At 50.2% G+C, this 12,471-nt stretch carries 18 protein-coding genes; all 18 read left to right on the top strand.

Features of this window, described 5'->3' with window-relative positions:
• Positions 1-7: 7 nt before the first annotated feature.
• The 18 genes from FLZ89_RS04465 to FLZ89_RS04390 all read left to right on the top strand — a co-directional run bounded on the left by FLZ89_RS04465 (position 8) and on the right by FLZ89_RS04390 (position 12,469).
• Complete coding sequence (locus FLZ89_RS04465; protein WP_141304515.1) at positions 8-445, top strand: hypothetical protein; 438 nt, start codon at positions 8-10, stop codon at positions 443-445.
• Positions 445-849: a helix-turn-helix domain-containing protein gene (locus FLZ89_RS04460; protein ID WP_141304514.1), complete on the top strand. Its 405-nt coding sequence runs from the start codon at positions 445-447 to the stop codon at positions 847-849. The genes FLZ89_RS04465 and FLZ89_RS04460 overlap by 1 nt, the downstream gene beginning before the upstream one ends.
• Positions 849-1,277, top strand: coding sequence for a DUF5651 domain-containing protein (locus tag FLZ89_RS04455; protein WP_141304513.1), 429 nt, complete (start codon positions 849-851; stop codon positions 1,275-1,277). The genes FLZ89_RS04460 and FLZ89_RS04455 overlap by 1 nt, the downstream gene beginning before the upstream one ends.
• 156 nt (positions 1,278-1,433) lie before the next feature.
• On the top strand, positions 1,434-1,757 hold the full coding sequence (locus FLZ89_RS04450) for a nucleoside triphosphate pyrophosphohydrolase family protein (protein WP_054937047.1): 324 nt from the start codon (positions 1,434-1,436) through the stop codon (positions 1,755-1,757).
• Between the two features lie 38 nt (positions 1,758-1,795).
• A complete protein-coding gene (locus FLZ89_RS15605) occupies positions 1,796-1,948 on the top strand; it encodes a hypothetical protein (protein ID WP_172613446.1) in 153 nt (50 codons plus the stop codon).
• A gap of 269 nt (positions 1,949-2,217) precedes the next feature.
• Positions 2,218-2,367: a hypothetical protein gene (locus FLZ89_RS15600; protein ID WP_172613445.1), complete on the top strand. Its 150-nt coding sequence runs from the start codon at positions 2,218-2,220 to the stop codon at positions 2,365-2,367.
• A gap of 14 nt (positions 2,368-2,381) precedes the next feature.
• The gene (locus FLZ89_RS04445) at positions 2,382-2,615 is read left to right on the top strand and encodes a hypothetical protein (RefSeq protein ID WP_141304512.1); all 234 of its coding nucleotides are present in this window, start codon (positions 2,382-2,384) and stop codon (positions 2,613-2,615) included.
• Between the two features lie 88 nt (positions 2,616-2,703).
• On the top strand, positions 2,704-3,684 hold the full coding sequence (xerA, locus tag FLZ89_RS04440) for a site-specific tyrosine recombinase/integron integrase (protein ID WP_141304511.1): 981 nt from the start codon (positions 2,704-2,706) through the stop codon (positions 3,682-3,684).
• A gap of 246 nt (positions 3,685-3,930) precedes the next feature.
• Entirely contained in the window at positions 3,931-4,431 is a 501-nt protein-coding gene (locus FLZ89_RS04435; protein ID WP_141304510.1) for a hypothetical protein, read from the top strand.
• A 105-nt stretch (positions 4,432-4,536) separates the two neighbouring features.
• Positions 4,537-5,004: a hypothetical protein gene (locus FLZ89_RS04430; RefSeq protein WP_141304509.1), complete on the top strand. Its 468-nt coding sequence runs from the start codon at positions 4,537-4,539 to the stop codon at positions 5,002-5,004.
• Between the two features lie 91 nt (positions 5,005-5,095).
• Entirely contained in the window at positions 5,096-5,485 is a 390-nt protein-coding gene (locus FLZ89_RS04425; RefSeq protein WP_141304508.1) for a PH domain-containing protein, read from the top strand.
• A gap of 169 nt (positions 5,486-5,654) precedes the next feature.
• Positions 5,655-6,236, top strand: coding sequence for a hypothetical protein (locus FLZ89_RS04420; RefSeq protein ID WP_141304507.1), 582 nt, complete (start codon positions 5,655-5,657; stop codon positions 6,234-6,236).
• Positions 6,211-8,046 carry a phage terminase large subunit family protein gene (locus tag FLZ89_RS04415; RefSeq protein ID WP_141304506.1) on the top strand — a complete coding sequence of 612 codons (1,836 nt, stop codon included), beginning with the start codon at positions 6,211-6,213 and terminating at the stop codon, positions 8,044-8,046. The genes FLZ89_RS04420 and FLZ89_RS04415 overlap by 26 nt, the downstream gene beginning before the upstream one ends.
• A gap of 21 nt (positions 8,047-8,067) precedes the next feature.
• Positions 8,068-8,304 (top strand): DUF6148 family protein, encoded by a 237-nt coding sequence (locus FLZ89_RS04410; protein ID WP_141304505.1) that lies wholly within the window; start codon positions 8,068-8,070, stop codon positions 8,302-8,304.
• A 14-nt stretch (positions 8,305-8,318) separates the two neighbouring features.
• Positions 8,319-9,899 (top strand): phage portal protein, encoded by a 1,581-nt coding sequence (locus tag FLZ89_RS04405; RefSeq protein ID WP_141304504.1) that lies wholly within the window; start codon positions 8,319-8,321, stop codon positions 9,897-9,899.
• A complete protein-coding gene (locus FLZ89_RS04400) occupies positions 9,892-11,016 on the top strand; it encodes a head maturation protease, ClpP-related (RefSeq protein WP_172613444.1) in 1,125 nt (374 codons plus the stop codon). The genes FLZ89_RS04405 and FLZ89_RS04400 overlap by 8 nt, the downstream gene beginning before the upstream one ends.
• Positions 11,016-11,405 carry a head decoration protein gene (locus FLZ89_RS04395; RefSeq protein ID WP_141304502.1) on the top strand — a complete coding sequence of 130 codons (390 nt, stop codon included), beginning with the start codon at positions 11,016-11,018 and terminating at the stop codon, positions 11,403-11,405. Before FLZ89_RS04400 ends, FLZ89_RS04395 begins: the two co-directional genes overlap by 1 nt.
• A gap of 20 nt (positions 11,406-11,425) precedes the next feature.
• Complete coding sequence (locus tag FLZ89_RS04390) at positions 11,426-12,469, top strand: major capsid protein (protein ID WP_141304501.1); 1,044 nt, start codon at positions 11,426-11,428, stop codon at positions 12,467-12,469.
• Positions 12,470-12,471 lie beyond the last annotated feature (2 nt).

The following is a 12,471-nucleotide window of genomic DNA, read 5'->3' as shown; positions in this document are numbered from 1 at the left end:
CCGGCAGATGCGACCGGAAGACCTGACCAAAGAGGTTGCAGAAAAGTTGTTAGCAGCTGGGATTTCCAAGAAACAGATGATGAAGCTATATGGGTTTATGAGTGTCGGCACCTTTTATTACCGGCTGACGAAATGGGGGCTGCACAAAAAGGGGCAAGAAAAACCTGGCGTTGCCGGCCAGGAAGCTGCGCGGCCGGCCGAACCGGCAGAAGCAGAACCATCAGAATCAGAAAAACAGGAAGGCATTACTGTCAGCGAAGCTCTTCAACGGCTTCAGGCGGCCAGGGAAAATGTAAAGTGCTTGACAGAATTGCTGGAGGATGTAGCTTGTGAACGATTTTTTACGCGAGAAGTAATTGCAAACTTGGAAGAACTGCGTTCAAAATACACTACTGAAGCGACCAGGATAGAGCAGGCGCTATCGCAAACGAGGGTGGTGATATAGTGGCCGGACTGAATATCGTCAACAAGCGCAAGTCTCCTTTATCGCCCGAAGAAAACGAAAGACGTTTAAAGCTTTGGCGCCAGGGCCTGACGGACAGCGAGATTGCTAAAGTGGTTGGCTGCCATCCGGGTAGTATCCGGGATTGGCGAAATATAAGAGGATTGCCCCCGAACGGGCCTGCAATAGCAAATAACCTTGAATTTAGCCCCGGAGAAAGACTTGAGGTAGGCCTGCCTTATGGGCGGGGAGAAGCTAATACGACAAAGTGGCACCGGGGCACAGTGCTGGAAGTGTATCCCAGGTTCACCATAGTGCAGCTTGAGAAATACCGGGTAACGGTGAGCCCCTGGGAGTTAAAGGAAGGCAGCGTGAAGGTACGACGGCTGGAGAGGAAGGCGGGATAATGAAAAATTACCTTAATCGTGCACAGAGAGAGTTGTTTATTATGCTTGCTGGCACGGCAGAGTGGCTCGAGTGCCAGGCGAATGAGATGCGGGATAAAGAACATCGAAAGTGGCTCAAAACGGCGAAGTCTTTCGTGTGGAAAGTGACCGATGCCCTGGCGAAAGAAATCCCGCCGGAGGCGTGGCAAAGGATACTGAAGCAGGCGGGGCAGTGCGATGTCGTCTTGGCGCCGAAAGGCGTTGCGAAGAGCAGCAACCTGGAGGACGTCTACCTACTAGCCGACTTCGCGATCGGCGGCTGGTGTAGGCAGTGCAGGGATAAGGCGGAGGGGTGCGAACTCCGTGATGTACTCCTGCGGCTGAAAGTGCCGGGTATGAATGAGGAAGGGGATTGCGAATATCGCCAGACATGTCGGGAGGCGGTGTAAAAAATAGACCTACGAAGAACAAGTATCCGAGCAGTTAGCGTTGTTTTGATTAGATTGACCCGGCGGCGCTGGGGACGCGTCTCCGTAGCACGGCGGGGGAGGCCGGGTTCAAATCCCGGCGCCGGGTCCAATTTCCTAGAAAGGATTGATGGATTTATGAATTTTTATCAGTACCAGCTGGCTGCCGAGCGGACGGCTAAACAAATACCAAAGGAACAGCGATACGTTAATTTCGCGATGGGCCTTGCCGGCGAAACCGGTGAGGTGGTGGACTACCTCAAAAAGGTTTGCTTCCACGGCCACCCGCTGGACAAGAATAAGTTGGCCGAGGAGTTGGGGGATTTGCTCTGGTATATAGCCACTATCGCTAATACGGCCGACCTTTACTTAGACAGGATTGCCGATCGGAATATCGAGAAGCTGAAGAAGAGGTATCCTGAAGGATTCAGCGAGGAAAGAAGCCGGGAGAGGGCTTATTAGGCAGTATGTTTAGAATGCGAAGGGAGAGGTGAAGAAAAATGTCAAAAATTTATTTGGTTACAATATCAATTTTCACAGACGACAATGGCACAAAAGAAAAAATTAAGAACGACTTTGAAGAACTTCTCACAGGAAAGTTGTCTTGGGGTCATATTGAAGTGAAAGAAGCAAAAATTGTAGTGGCTGATTAATTACGCATTCTAAAGAAACTGCGAAGAAGGAAGCAAGTATGGTTTATATAAGCGAAGCATGTTCCTCATGTAAAGATGAAGAGGACATTAGGAAATGTCCTCAGTGTGGAAGTACCAAGGTGGATGTGTGTGAATTTCCTACGTGGTGGCGACGGTGGCGGTGTTTAGAGTGTGGATGGGAAATGCGGGCATATAATACGCTAGAATAATTTGTTAAGTGCGCATTTCAAAGAAAGTGCGAAAGAGGAGGCGGTCCACATGGGGCAACGTTGATCTGTCCTCGCTGCGGCGGCCCGGTACATGAGGTGTTTTTCGGCGATGAGATCCGCCGTTGGCGGTGTATGAATTGCGAGAGGCTTTTCGCCGAGCCCGAATGGCAGCTGGTAGGTGACGAGCTTACCCGGGTGTGGTCGCCATGAGCCAGCGAGTACGAATGACTAGGCACGCCGCGGACCGGGTAGAAATTCGCGGCGGGAAAAACCCTAAAAAACTCGGTAACAAAGTTGCCCGCCGGCTGCAGGGGATGCTCAGGGTAGGCGTCAAGCCAAACGAGCGGCTGGGGGTGAAGGTACCCGTCGAAGATGGCTTGGTGGCAATATGCGTGCCCAGTTTGTTTGGCGGCTGGGACGTGGTGACGGTAATCAGGGAGGAAGAAAAAACAGGGTAATATCCCCCGGGCCTGATCACCCCGGGAAATAAATAAAGGAGACCGGTCTCCAATCTACCTTCTACCTGCAAAGGAGGATTGGAGAAACATGGAACAATTATTAAATCAACTTGTCCAAGTAATGACGGAGTTTTGCCCGAATATAGACCCTATGCAGGTTAGGGTAAGATTGGCAGGGTTATTAGCCGCATACGATATTAAGCCAGCGGTAATAACGGCCGGGCATCCGGATATAGCTGAAAAGGCCAGGTTATTTTTGGCAGCTAAAAAACTAGAAGGCTTAAGCCAGTATACTCTTGATGGTTACGCCCTTGATTTAAAGATTTTCGGGAACTATGTGCAAAAACCGGTTGAAGCCATCACTACTGCCGATATCCGGGTGTTCCTGGGGCAGTTTGAGCACCTTAAAATGAGCTCGATAGCAAAGAAGCTGTCCGTCCTTAAAAGCTTTTTCGGCTGGCTGGTTGAGGAGGAAATAATCCCCCGGGACCCGACGAGGAAGATTAAGCCGCCCAAGGCTGAGAAAAGATTACCTAAGGCTTTGGGTATTGAAGAACTAGAAATGATTCGCGAGGCCTGCCGGACGCCGCGGGAAAGGGCCCTGGTGGAAGTACTGTATTCTACCGGCTGCCGGCTGGGCGAAATTCATCAGCTGAACCGCCAGGATATTAACTGGGAGCAGAGGTCATGCAGGGTGGTCGGGAAGGGCTCCAAAGAAAGAGAGGTATTTTTCAGCTGGAAAGCAATCCATTACCTCAAAAAGTATTTACAGAGCCGGGACGATGCCCACCCAGCGCTGTTTGTGACCGAGAGAAAACCGATCCGGCGGTTGAGTCGGCGGGCTATCCAGCGGGAAATTAAGTTGATTGGGGAACGGGCCGGGATCCAGAAGAACGTACATCCTCACGTTTATCGCCATACCTTTGCTACCCTTACGTTAAACCAGGGGGCGGATTTAGTTGCCGTGCAGTCGTTGTTGGGACATGCCAATCCGGCTACGACCCAGGTCTATGCTCATTTGTCCAATGAGCGGCGCAAAGAGCAGTATCAGAAGTTTTTGGTGCAGTAATGGACGTTGGGCACTGAAAGAAGGTGCGATATGATAACGATTGGTGAGTATATCGCGATTAAGCAGCCGGCAGTATATGGTGAATTAGTGTGCTGGGAGTCTAGGGAGTTATTTTCGGTGGCCCGCGCCCGGGTGATGGGCAGGCTGAGGTTTGGGGTTTTGAAACGGTTGATGGAAGAGCGGCCTAAACCGGGTTTGGGTGGATTGTTGCCGGGGGAGAAGGCTGTTTAAAGGGAGGTAGTTAGGTTGACAAAACAGGAATTTCGCAGGGTCGAAGCATGGTTATACTCTATTCCACGAATGAGAATAGCGATTGAAAATCTAAAATCGGAGCTAGAAAAGCTTGATACGAAAGCAGCCTCACCTCCTACCTGGATGAGTAATCCTAATGCGATACCGGTACGTGGCGGAAATTTGGACAGCAAGCAAGAAAAGTGGCTGGAATTTATGGATGAGTATCCTTTACGCCGGCAGGAGATATTACAGCAAATCCGGGACCGGGAACAGCAGCTGGCCCATTTTGAAAAAGTAATGGAAATGCTTAGGGCAGAGAATGGCCAGTATGCTCAGTTAGTGAAAGCAAAGTATATTGAAAAGGTACGTCCGGACTGGGTTATTTGGGAAACGATGCTGTTTGTTGGCAAAACTAAATTCTATGAGATGCGTCAATATGTGGTCAAGGCTTTCTTTGATTGTCTGCCAGCCCAGTTTTTAGAGCGAACAAAAAGCGGACAAAAAATAGCCTAAAATGTGTTATGCTCTAACTGTGGAGCCGTCCGGGAGGGCGGCTGTTTAGTTTGCAGGAAATTATCCCCTTTTGCCGAATAGTAGTAGGTGGAAGGGGGAAAACTTATGAAGTTAACTCCATTAAGACAGTGGATTTGTGATACCTGTGGAGAAGTTATCCAAAAACCAGAGGATGGGTATGTGCAGTTTCATCAAGATGAAAATGGTAATTATGATGACTTTATTATAGTACATCACTATAGCGCCTCGCCTTTAAAGGGAAAATTTGAAAAAGGTTGTTACAGATACGATCTTGATTTAGATTTAAAACATTTCCTTGGAGAAAAAGGCTTAGTAAGGCTATTAAGTTTAATTGACGTAGGGCAACATATAAATCCGAAACTGGATAAACCGAGAGCGAGTAATATACGCAAATGGGTAAATTTTGTTAGAAGATTACAAACCCCTTATTATGAAGAGGCAAGATTATATTGGGAACTGGCAGAACAAGATGGTTTCTTTGATGGTGCTAACGAGGTTTGGCCTTACTTGCCCGATACTCTTAAGGAACTTATAGAGAAGTATAGCGAATAATAATGCCAACGAGTTCTATAGGTCATTACAGGAATTTATCTTCCTTTTGCCGAATAATGGTAGATAAAAAGGCAAAAGGGGGACATATTTTATGGCTGATGCGTTATCAACTAAATATTGTTTTTACCAAGAAGTACCTATTCCAGAACACCTGAATAAAATGTTAATCACTCAAGAAAAGCCACTTTTTGCGGTAAAAACTATCCGGGATGTTGCGATTTTCACCGACAAGAGAATTTTAATTGCTGATAAGCAAGGAATTACAGGGAAAAAGATTGAGTACTGCACAATTCCTTATAAATCAATTGTCACGTACTCAATTGAAACGGCTGGTACTTTTGATTTAGATGCCGAAATAAAACTTAATTTAGCTGGGGGTTACAAAGTAGAGCTACAATTTATGAAAGATAAACGTATGGAAGAGCTCCTTTTTAAGGTGTATGATACTATTACAGAATATATGTTTGCATCGCTTACTTAGAGCAAAGAAAGAGCCGCCGAGCTCTTTTCTTTTTTGCCTTTTTAGCACGGGTCCTTCTGGAGGGAGCGGCGGTCACGGGTCTCGCGAGCCCCGAAAATTTTCTAGCGACAGCGAAAAAAATTACGCTTCCGCTTCCGTTTACGCTATTAAAAATTAAGGTGGTGCAGTCATGGGTGAAGGAGGAAAAAGGATATACAGTACATCTGAATTAGCGGAAATACTTGGCTTGACCGACCGGCGTATCCGCCAACTTGAGCAGGCGGGGATTATTAGTAAATTATCCCGCGGGAAATTTGACCTGGCGGCATCTGTGAAACAATACATAGCCTGGATAAAGGCCAGCAGTACCGAATCCGATGAAGAGCTAGACCTCAAAAAAGAGAAGACCCTTCTCACCCGGGCCAACCGCCAGAAAGTAGAACTGGAGCTGCAGATCATGCGCGGCGAGCTGCACCGGTCAGAGGACGTCCGGCGCGTCATGAATGATATGCTGGGGGCTTTCAGGGCCCGGTGCCTGGCCATACCGACTAAAGCGGCGCCGCGTCTACAGGGCCAAACAGACTTGGCGGTTATCCAGGATATAATCAAAAAAGAAGTTTACGAGGCCCTAATGGAACTATCAGACTATGACCCGGAGGTGTTCTACGCCCGGAGTAAAGACAAACTGGCAATCGAGGATGAAGTAGATAACAAAGAAGAGCCTCCAGCGAAGGAGACGCCGCGGCGTGGCCGTCAGAAAGCCAAAAAATGACACTCTGGGTCTATTTAAAGAGATTGCCCGGGTTGTAGCGCCGCCACCGGAATTAACGGTTTCGCAATGGGCTGACCTTTACCGCCGGCTGTCTCCAGAATCATCCGCAGAACCTGGACAATGGCGGACAGACCGGGCCCCATACCAGCGTGAAATAATGGATGCAGTTAATGATCCGGCCGTAGAAACGGTTGTAGTTATGACCAGCTCTCAGGTTGGCAAGACAGAAATACTTTTGAATATTATCGGTTACCACATAGACTACGATCCAGCGCCAATCATGTTGGTCATGCCGACGGAAAAGCTAGCCGAAGCGTTTTCAAAAGACAGGCTAGCTCCAATGATAAGGGATACTCCCACGCTACGGGGGAAAGTAAAGGATGTTCGCAGCCGCGACAGCAACAATACCCTGTTACACAAGAAGTTCCCTGGTGGCCATATTACCTTAGTAGGGGCCAACTCTCCTTCCAGTCTTGCCAGCCGGCCCATCCGGATTCTCCTGGCCGACGAGGTGGACCGTTTCCCGGCCAGCGCCGGAACTGAAGGTGATCCCCTAACTTTAGCCGAAAAGCGTACAACGACGTTCTGGAACCGGAAAAAAGTATTCGTATCCACCCCTACCATCAAAGGTGTAAGCCGCATAGAAGCGGCTTTTTTAAATTCTACTCAAGAAGAATGGTGCTTACCGTGTCCCAGCTGCGGCCGGTACCAGCCTCTGACCTGGGCACAGATCCGGTTTGAGGACGTCACACATGAGTGCCTGTACTGCGGCGCCCGGCATGGGGAATTTGAATGGAAGGGCGGCCAGGGCAAATGGGTAGCTAAGGAACCTACTGCAAAGACACGCGGTTTCCACCTGAACGAGCTTGCTTCTCCATGGAAGCGGTGGGAGAAGATTATCGAAGAATTCAAGGAAGCTTACAACGAAAAAAAGAAGGGCAACATTGAAATGCTAAAAGCCTGGGTCAATACTACCTTGGGTGAAACCTGGGAAGAAGAAGGGGAAGGGATTGAAGCTGAGGATTTAATTAAGCGCCGCGAGCGGTATGACTGTGAGGTACCTAATGGTGTTCTGGTCCTTACCTGCGGCGTGGACGTGCAGGATAACCGCTTGGAATATGAAATAGTCGGCTGGGGACTGGAACGTGAAAGCTGGGGTATCCAGTACGGGGTCATTATGGGCGATCCCGGTCAAGAGCATGTCTGGGAAATGCTCGATGCCGTATTAAACAAGACTTATATCCGTAAAGACGGCCAAATACTGCAGATAATGACAACCTGCATTGACTCAGGCGGTCACCATACCAAGAAAGTCTATGAATTTTGCAAGGAACGCGAGTTCCAGCGCGTATGGGCGATAAAAGGCCAGGGCGGGAGTGGGGTGCCCTATATTCAGCGGCCCAAAAGGCGTAACGATGCCGGCGTCTGGCTCTTCGGGGTGGGCGTGGATGTAGGAAAAGACATGGTTTCATCCCGGCTAAAAGTACAATTTGAAGGACCAGGATACTGCCATTTCCCCGCCGAACCCGAGAAAGGCTATGATCAGGCGTATTTTGAGGGGCTGACAGCCGAACACCGGGTTGTCCGGTACTCAAAAGGCAAAGCGGTTATTCACTGGGAAAAGCGGACTTCTGGAGCCAGAAACGAACCTTTTGATATCCGGAATTACGCTACTGCGGCCTTTGAAATACTCAATCCACCTTTAGAAGTACTCAAAAAACAACTAGAAATTACAGGAAAAAGCGTCGAAAATGGACCCAAAATCACCAAAAAGAAGGCCGGATTAGTATATAAAGGCATTGAAATATAGGCGAAAACGGGGTGATTTTTATTGTCTACCCGGCTTGAAACGCTACAGAGCCGCCTGCAACAGTATTTAAACTGCGAGGCGGCTATTTTATCGGGCGCCCAGGAATACATGATCGGCTCCAGAAGGCTTACCAGAGCCAATCTCCGTGAAATAGGCAATATGATCCGTTATTTGGAGCAAGAAATTGCTAACGAGCAGGCTAAATTGGCGGGCGGCGGCAGGAACCGCACCATTGGAGTTGTTCCCCGGGACCTGTGAGGAGGGGGTGAGGGATGAACCTGATAGATAGGACTATAGCTTATTTTTCTCCCCAGGCTGCTGTCCGGCGTATTGCTGCGCGTAAAATGCTCCAAATCCTTGCCGCCGGGTACAGCGAGGGCGGGGCTTCCACCAAGAAGAAGAGCATGCGCGGCTGGACGGCCGCGGCCGGTAGTCCTAAAGACGATATTGACCTTAATCTAAATACCTTGCGAGCCCGGTCCAGAGACCTGTTCATGAATACTCCCCTGGGTGCTGCCGCGCTGAAGACGCCCAAGACGAACGTTATTGGCCCTGGCCTGCGCCTGAAGGCGCGTATTGATGCGGAATATCTGGGACTTACCGAAGAGCAGGCCGACGCCTGGGAGCGCCAGGTGGAGCGGGAATTTGCGCTGTGGGCTGAAAGTAAATATTGTGACGCGTTGCGGATATCGGATTTCTACGACCTGCAGGGTATTGCCTTTTTAGGCTGCCTGATGAACGGCGATGCCTTTGTTCTTTTTAAAAGAAACCAGCCGACAGCCTGGATGCCGTATACCCTCCGCCTGCATTTAATCGAGGCGGACAGGGTATCTACACCCTGGGCCAATGTTCTCCTGGGTAGCATTGAGGGGGTAAATCCCGAGAACGGTAATCAAATTATCTCGGGCGTTGAAATCGACGATAAGGGGATGGTCGTCGCTTACTGGATATGTAATTCTTACCCCATTACAACGGGATTGGACGCCGCAAAACGTAAAGAGTGGGTGCGAGTGGAGGCCTATGGTAGCGAGACTGGCCGGCCTAATGTCCTGCACCTGATGGATGCGGAACGGGCCGAACAGCGGCGCGGCGTGCCTTACCTGGCCCCGGTCATAGAGTCGCTGAAGCAACTGACCCGTTATACCGAAGCCGAGCTGATGGCTGCCGTCATCGCCGGCATGTTTACCGTATTTATTAAGTCTCAAGGGCCATCGAGCGACATGCCTTTGGGAAGTATGATCCCTGATGACCAGAAGATTGCCGCCGACGATCAGACTGTTTATGAGCTGGGGGTTGGGGCAATTAACGTATTAAACCCGGGCGAGGATATTGAAGTTGCCGACCCTAAGAGGCCAAACAGTTCTTTCGATGCCTTTGTCAACGCCTTGTGCCGCCATATCGGCGCTGCTCTAGAAATCCCCCAGGAGCTTTTACAGAAATCCTTCCAGTCGAGTTACAGCGCCAGCCGTGCGGCCCTCCTGGAGGCCTGGAAGATGTTCCGTACTCGGCGGAGCTGGATAGCCAAGGATTTCTGCCAGCCGGTATATGAGGAGTGGCTGGCGGAGGCCGTGGCAATCGGCCGGATCCGGGCCCCAGGCTTTTTCTCCGACCCGGCTATCCGGCGGGCCTGGTCAAGCGCAGAATGGAACGGGCCGGCCCCGGGTCAGGTTGATCCTCTGAAAGAAGTCCAGGCGGCCGGCGAGCGCATCAAGCTGGGACTATCTACCCGGGAGCGCGAGACCATTGAAATTACCGGCGGCGATTTTGACCGCAATATTAAGCAGTTAGCCCGCGAGACTACCCAAATGCAGCAGGCCGGGATTATAGAAACAGGAGGTGAACCGCTTGAATAAGTTCTGGCGGTTTAAAAACATTGGCGGGGATGAACCGGAACTTTTGCTTTATGGTCCCATCTCCGAGACCAGCTGGTTGGGGGATGAGGTTACCCCAAAGCAATTTGCCGAGGACCTGAAGGCGCTCGGTAATATCAGCAATCTTACCGTGCGGATTAACTCTGCCGGCGGCGACGTCTTTGCGGCAAACGCCATTTACACTATGTTAAAGGACCACCCGGCTAATGTTACTGTCAAGATAGACGGGGCTGCTTTAAGTGCAGCCACCGTTGTGGCTATGGCAGGCGATATAATTAAAGCTCCGGCTAACGCTTTATTGATGATCCATAACCCTCTTTTAGTCCTTTTTGGCTATTATTCAGCAGAGGAACTTGAAAAAATGTCCGAGGTCCTGGATACGGTCAAGGAAAGCATTATAAATGCTTATGTAGCCAAGACCAAGCGTGACCGCAAGGAACTTTCCAAAATGATGGACCGCGAGACATGGATGACTGCAGAAGAGGCCAAGGCAGAGGGTTTTGTGGATGAGATCCTTTTCGAGGAAAGTGTTGATGCTTCGGCGACAAACGATGGGCGCTACCTCGTGGTCAATTCGGTGCTTCATGATCTAAGCCGTTATCAGACCAGGCCCTCTTTGGGTAAGGGGATTACCGTTGCCGCAAGTGTTAAACCGGTTATCCTGGCAGCAAATAAACAAGCGTCAAAAGAAATTATTAAGGAGGGTGATGACACCTTGGAAATCAAGACCGTTGACGAACTCAAACAGCAGTATCCCGAACTTTGTAACCAGCTTGTAACTGAGGCCAAGGCCAGTGAACGGGAGCGCATTAAGTCCATTGATGAAATTGCCGCCACCATTGACCCGGTACTGGTAGCTAAGGCTAAGTACGAAGAACCCATGACGGCCCAGGAATTGGCGTATGAGGCTCTGAAAGCAGATGCCGCCAAAGGGAGGAAGTACCTGATTGACCGGGACCATGAAATTAAGGCTTCCGGTGCAGATAAGGTCATTGCCGCAATTTCGGAAGGCCCAATTGGGGGCGAAGATGAAAAAAGCCTTATTGATAAGATTGTTGCCGCAGCCAACCAAAAACGTGCCAAGGAGGTTAAGAAATAATGGATCTCTATACCAAACAGGCAGATTCCGTCACCTATGATAATTTAATCGCCGGGACCAGCATCCCTTTGGAAATCAAGTCTGTAACGCTTAAAGCCGGCCAGGGCATCCTCAAACGCGGGACCGTCCTGGGCATCATCGCTGCCTCGGGATTGGCCGTCCCGGTTAACAGCGCCAATACCGACGGCAGCCAGTCGGCAGACTGCATCCTAACGGATGATGTGGATACCGGCGATGCTGGGGCTACTACCAATGTCGTTGCCACTGCTTACAGTTCCGGTTTGTTCAACCGTAAGGCCCTGATCTTCGGCGGTACGGACACCGCTGCCAACCATGAAACCCGGCTGCGCGAGCTTGGGATTTTCCTCAAGGATAATATCCCGTACTAATTGACAGGGAGGTAAGGCAATTGAACATCAATATTTACCGCACCCAGACCCTTATCGCTGCCGTTGAAAGGTTAATGCCTGTCCATACATTTTTCCGTTCCACATTCTTTCCCGGTAGCCTGACTTTTGTCACCGAAGAAGTAATGCTCGACTATAAAAAGGGCAAGCGCAAGATGGCGCCCTTTGTCGCCCCACGGGTAGGCGGTATCACAATGGACCGGCAGGGTTACCGCACTGATAAGTACACGGCACCTAAGATTGCCCCCCAGCGTGCCCTGACCGTGGATGACCTTGTTATCCGTGGTATGGGCGAAAACATTTTCAGCCAGCGTACCCCGGCCGATCGGCAGGCAGAGCTTTTAGGCCGCGACCTGGCCGAATTGGACGAGATGATTACTCGCCGGGAAGAATGGATGTGCCGGGAACTGCTTTTCAACGGGAAAATCGTTATGAAGGGCTTCATCGACAGGAACAATCAGTCTTATATTGAGCAAGTACTGGATTATGGTTTCACCAATAAAGAGGTCCTCACTACGGGTTCTCTCTGGAATGAGTCCGGGGCCACTATTTATGCCGACCTAAAACGCTGGCGCCTGGAAGTCATCCAAAAGTCCGGGCGGGCTCCTACGATCTGCGTCCTTGGCCAGGAAGCCTGTGATGCTTTCCTGAACGACGCCGACATCCAGAAGAAGATGGACCTTCGCAACCTGTATCTCGGCCAGATCAATCCTGTTATCCAGAGCGATGCTGTAACTTATATCGGCCGGCTGCCTGAATTGGGCCTTGACCTCTACACCTATAACGATTGGTTCCTGGATGACGATGGCAATGAGTATCCCATGGTGCCGACCGATCATGTCCTCCTAGCCCGGCCTGGCATGGGCGAGTTTCTATATGGTGCAATTACTCAATTAGAAGGCGACCAGTTTGTGACCATTGAGGGTGCCCGGGTGCCTAAGAGCTGGGCAGATAATCAAAACGAACAGCGTATGCTGCGGCTGAGCAGCCGCCCTGTTCCCAAACCGGAAGATGTAGACGACTGGTTTGTCGCCAAGGTCCTGTAAGG

It is taken from the genome of Moorella sp. E306M (assembly GCF_006538385.1).
In the GTDB taxonomy this organism is placed as follows: Bacteria; Bacillota; DSM-521; order Neomoorellales; family Neomoorellaceae; genus Neomoorella.
Note: the sequence above shows the minus strand (reverse complement) of the source record. Positions and strands in the feature narration are given on the sequence as shown.

What these genes read in the sequence shown, in the direction of transcription:
- FLZ89_RS04465 (WP_141304515.1), top strand. Translation starts at nt 8, where the DNA reads ATGCGACCGGAAGACCTGACCAAAGAGGTTGCAGAAAAGTTGTTAGCA.
- FLZ89_RS04455 (WP_141304513.1), top strand. Translation starts at nt 849, where the DNA reads ATGAAAAATTACCTTAATCGTGCACAGAGAGAGTTGTTTATTATGCTT.
- FLZ89_RS04450 (WP_054937047.1), top strand. Translation starts at nt 1,434, where the DNA reads ATGAATTTTTATCAGTACCAGCTGGCTGCCGAGCGGACGGCTAAACAA.
- FLZ89_RS15605 (WP_172613446.1), top strand. Translation starts at nt 1,796, where the DNA reads ATGTCAAAAATTTATTTGGTTACAATATCAATTTTCACAGACGACAAT.
- FLZ89_RS04445 (WP_141304512.1), top strand. Translation starts at nt 2,382, where the DNA reads ATGACTAGGCACGCCGCGGACCGGGTAGAAATTCGCGGCGGGAAAAAC.
- xerA (WP_141304511.1), top strand. Translation starts at nt 2,704, where the DNA reads ATGGAACAATTATTAAATCAACTTGTCCAAGTAATGACGGAGTTTTGC.
- FLZ89_RS04430 (WP_141304509.1), top strand. Translation starts at nt 4,537, where the DNA reads ATGAAGTTAACTCCATTAAGACAGTGGATTTGTGATACCTGTGGAGAA.
- FLZ89_RS04425 (WP_141304508.1), top strand. Translation starts at nt 5,096, where the DNA reads ATGGCTGATGCGTTATCAACTAAATATTGTTTTTACCAAGAAGTACCT.
- FLZ89_RS04420 (WP_141304507.1), top strand. Translation starts at nt 5,655, where the DNA reads ATGGGTGAAGGAGGAAAAAGGATATACAGTACATCTGAATTAGCGGAA.
- FLZ89_RS04405 (WP_141304504.1), top strand. Translation starts at nt 8,319, where the DNA reads ATGAACCTGATAGATAGGACTATAGCTTATTTTTCTCCCCAGGCTGCT.
- FLZ89_RS04395 (WP_141304502.1), top strand. Translation starts at nt 11,016, where the DNA reads ATGGATCTCTATACCAAACAGGCAGATTCCGTCACCTATGATAATTTA.